The following is a 3194-nucleotide window of genomic DNA, read 5'->3' on the forward strand; positions in this document are numbered from 1 at the left end:
CCACCGCTCCGACCGGAAAGGGCTGGTGCTGATGGACGCCCCCCTCGTACTCGGCATCGAGACCAGCTGCGACGAGACCGGCATCGGGATCGTCCGAGGTCGACAGCTCCTGAGCAACACGATCGCGTCGAGCATGGACGAGCACGCGCGCTACGGCGGCGTCGTCCCCGAGGTCGCGGCGCGCGCTCACCTCGAGGCGCTGCAGCCCTCGATCGATGCGGCGCTCGCCGAAGCCGGAGTGACGCTCGCCGACCTCGATGCCGTCGCCGTCACGAGCGGCCCCGGTCTCGCCGGGGCCCTGATGGTCGGTGTCGGCGCGGCCAAGGGTCTCGCGGTGGCCCTCGACAAGCCGCTCTACGCCGTCAACCATCTCGTCGGTCACATCGCCGCCGACATCCTCGACGCCGATGCCGGCGAGCTGGAGTACCCCACGGTCGCCCTCCTCGTGAGCGGCGGGCACACGTCGCTGCTCCTCGTCCGCGACCTCACGAGCGACGTCGAACTGCTCGGCGAGACGATGGACGACGCCGCGGGCGAGGCTTTCGACAAGGTCGCGCGCCTGCTGAAGCTGCCCTACCCCGGCGGTCCCGAGATCGATCGCGCTGCGGCTTCCGGCGATCCGACCGCCATCCGCTTCCCGCGCGGGCTCTCGCGCGCCTCCGACATGGCATCCCACCGCTACGACTTCTCGTTCTCGGGCCTCAAGACCGCCGTCGCCCGGTGGGTCGAGCAGCACGAGGCGGCGGGCGAGCCCGTCCCGGTCGCCGATGTCGCAGCCTCGTTCCGCGAAGCCGTGGTCGACGTGCTCGTCACCAAGGCCCTCGACGCCTGCGAGCGCTACGGCGTGCCGCGTCTGCTCCTCGGCGGCGGTGTGATCGCCAACAAGCGCCTGCGCGACGTCGCCCTCGAACGGGCCGCCGCCGCGGGCGTGGCCGTCCGGATCCCTCCCCTTCGGCTGTGCACCGACAACGGCGCGATGATCGCCGCCCTCGCCGCCGAGCTCATCGCCTCGGGCCGCCGTCCCTCGACCCTCGCCTTCGGCGCCGACTCCACGCTCCCCGTCACCGAGATCCAGGTGGCGGAGGATTCGGATGCCGAGCCTTCGGCATCCCGCTCCGGAGCGCCCGCGTGAGCGAGGCGTCGCCGCCGACCCGGCGCGCGCGCAAGGCGGTCGAGGGTCAGCCCGTCCTCCCCGAACCCGTCGTGACCGAGTCCGCCGAGGCCGAGTCCGTCGATTCGGGCGCGGAGGAGGGCCGCCTCGCCACGGCGCAACTCGAGATGGCGGCCTTCGGCGACCACGTCATCCCCTACGTTCTCCCGACACCGAAGCCGCCGCCCTCGCTCGCCCCGTGGGCCCTGCTGCTCGCGATCGCGTCGTTGGCGTCGTCGTTCTTCTGGGGGTGGCTGCTCCCGCTCAGCGCGGTGGCCGCGATCGTCGCGACGATGTCGTTGCGTCGCGCCCACGATGGTCGACGCGCGGCGACATGGGCGCTGGTGCTGTCGCTGGTGTCGGGGGTCTTCAGCGCCGGGTGGCTTGTCTGGGGCTTCTCGCAGCTCGCCGCGTGACGGGCTCAGACCCGATCGGCCAAGAGGGCCAGCCGCTTCGAGCCGATGCGCGTGAGGATGAGCGTCGCCGCCTCGTCGCCGCGCAGGGACAGCTTCTTGCGCAGCACCGCGGGATCAAGGTCGACGCCGCGCTTCTTGATCTCGAGCGTCCCGATGCCGCGCGTCCGCAGCGCCTGCGCGAGCTTCTTCGGGTCCGCCGGGAGCTGCTCGCGCACGCGGAACGATGACACGAACGGGCTCGTGAGCGGCGCGTCCGAGGTCAGGTAGGCGATGCCGGGAGCGAGCATTCCCGCCTCGAGCGCGCGGGCGACCTCGCCGATGAGCCGCGCGCGGATGACCGCTCCGTCGGGTTCGTGGACGAAGGCTCCCAGTTCGCGAGGCTCGACGTCGGGGGAGTCGGCCGGAGCCGTGAGCTCCCACGCATCGTCTCCGCGCACGACCAGCGCCGCGCGGCGCACGTTCTCGCGCGCGAGCGCTCCCGACCAGAGGACGAGCTCGATGGTCGAGCCGTCCGCGCTGATCCACTGTGCCTCGAGGTCGTCGGGGATCTGCGCCCGGTCGAACCCGGGTCCGAGCTTGACCCCGCCGGACCGTTCCTTCACCAGCGCGAAAACCCAATCGAGTGAAGGGGACCACTCGGCCGACGACACCCGTCGCGTCTCGGAATGCCCGGCGGTCCGTCGCGCGGGATCGAGCCACACGGCATCCGTTCCCTCGAGGTCGACGTCCTCGGCGCGCGCGTGCGCGACGGTCACGGCGTCGTCGAAGGGGGCGAGGTTGTACGCGGCGATCGCGGCCGTCACCTCATCGGCGTCGACGGCCCGGACCCGGATGCCGAGACCCGCCATCCCGAGAGCGTCCCCGCCGATGCCGCATCCCAGATCGGCGACGCGGGTGATCCCCGCGGCACGGAACCGACCGGCGTGGCGCGCGGCGATCGACAGGCGCGTGGCCTGTTCGAGGCCCGCCCGGGTGAACAGCATCCGCTCGGCGAAGGGTCCGAACTTCGTCGTCGCGCGCGCCCTCAGCCGCGCCTGACCGACGACCGCCGACACGAGGTCGGGGGAGTGGCCGGCGGCACGCAGTCGCGACACCGCCCGCGCCGCGTCGTCGGTGGACTCGATCCGGCCCACCTCGTCGAGCAGGCGCAGGCCTTCGGGCGTGAGGAGGGCGGTCAGCTCGCGGGTATCCACCGATTCAGCCTAGGTGTGCGATTGTGTTGGCACTCGCGTTGCGTGAGTGCCAGCGCTTCTCTACACTCGGATTAGCACTCTCCCCGCGTGAGTGCTGACAAGTCTTCTGTAACGAGAAAGAAGAGGTAGACCGTGTCGGTTTCCATCAAGCCGCTCGAGGACCGCATCGTCATCAAGCAGGTCGAGGCTGAGCAGACCACCGCGAGTGGTCTCGTCATCCCCGACACCGCCAAGGAGAAGCCGCAGGAGGGCGAAGTCGTCGCCGTCGGCCCCGGCCGCATCGACGACAACGGCAACCGCGTCCCCCTCGACGTCGCCGTCGGCGACCGCGTGCTCTACAGCAAGTACGGCGGCACCGAGGTCAAGTTCGGCGCTGAGGAGTACCTCGTGCTCTCGGCTCGCGACGTGCTGGCGGTCGTCGTCCGCTGATCCCGA

4 protein-coding genes are annotated in these 3194 nt (G+C 71.4%); 3 read left to right on the forward strand and 1 reads right to left on the reverse strand.

Annotated elements, in window-relative coordinates:
- The first annotated feature begins 31 nt into the window (after window positions 1-31).
- Together tsaD and P2P98_RS03800 are read left to right on the forward strand one after the other, a co-directional pair.
- Window positions 32-1132, forward strand: coding sequence for a tRNA (adenosine(37)-N6)-threonylcarbamoyltransferase complex transferase subunit TsaD (gene tsaD, locus P2P98_RS03795; protein WP_275797380.1), 1101 nt, complete (start codon window positions 32-34; stop codon window positions 1130-1132).
- Window positions 1129-1566, forward strand: coding sequence for a hypothetical protein (locus tag P2P98_RS03800; RefSeq protein WP_275797371.1), 438 nt, complete (start codon window positions 1129-1131; stop codon window positions 1564-1566). Before tsaD ends, P2P98_RS03800 begins: the two co-directional genes overlap by 4 nt.
- 5 nt (window positions 1567-1571) lie before the next feature.
- Here P2P98_RS03800 and P2P98_RS03805 read toward each other — a convergent pair whose 3' ends face one another.
- Window positions 1572-2759 (reverse strand): class I SAM-dependent methyltransferase, encoded by a 1188-nt coding sequence (locus P2P98_RS03805; protein WP_275797373.1) that lies wholly within the window; start codon window positions 2757-2759, stop codon window positions 1572-1574.
- Between the two features lie 132 nt (window positions 2760-2891).
- Between P2P98_RS03805 and groES the strand changes: the two genes are divergently transcribed.
- Window positions 2892-3188, forward strand: coding sequence for a co-chaperone GroES (gene groES / locus P2P98_RS03810; RefSeq protein WP_013583903.1), 297 nt, complete (start codon window positions 2892-2894; stop codon window positions 3186-3188).
- Window positions 3189-3194: the final 6 nt, after the last annotated feature.

This window comes from Microbacterium sp. Kw_RZR3 (genome assembly GCF_029222405.1).
In the GTDB taxonomy this organism is placed as follows: Bacteria; Actinomycetota; Actinomycetes; order Actinomycetales; family Microbacteriaceae; genus Microbacterium.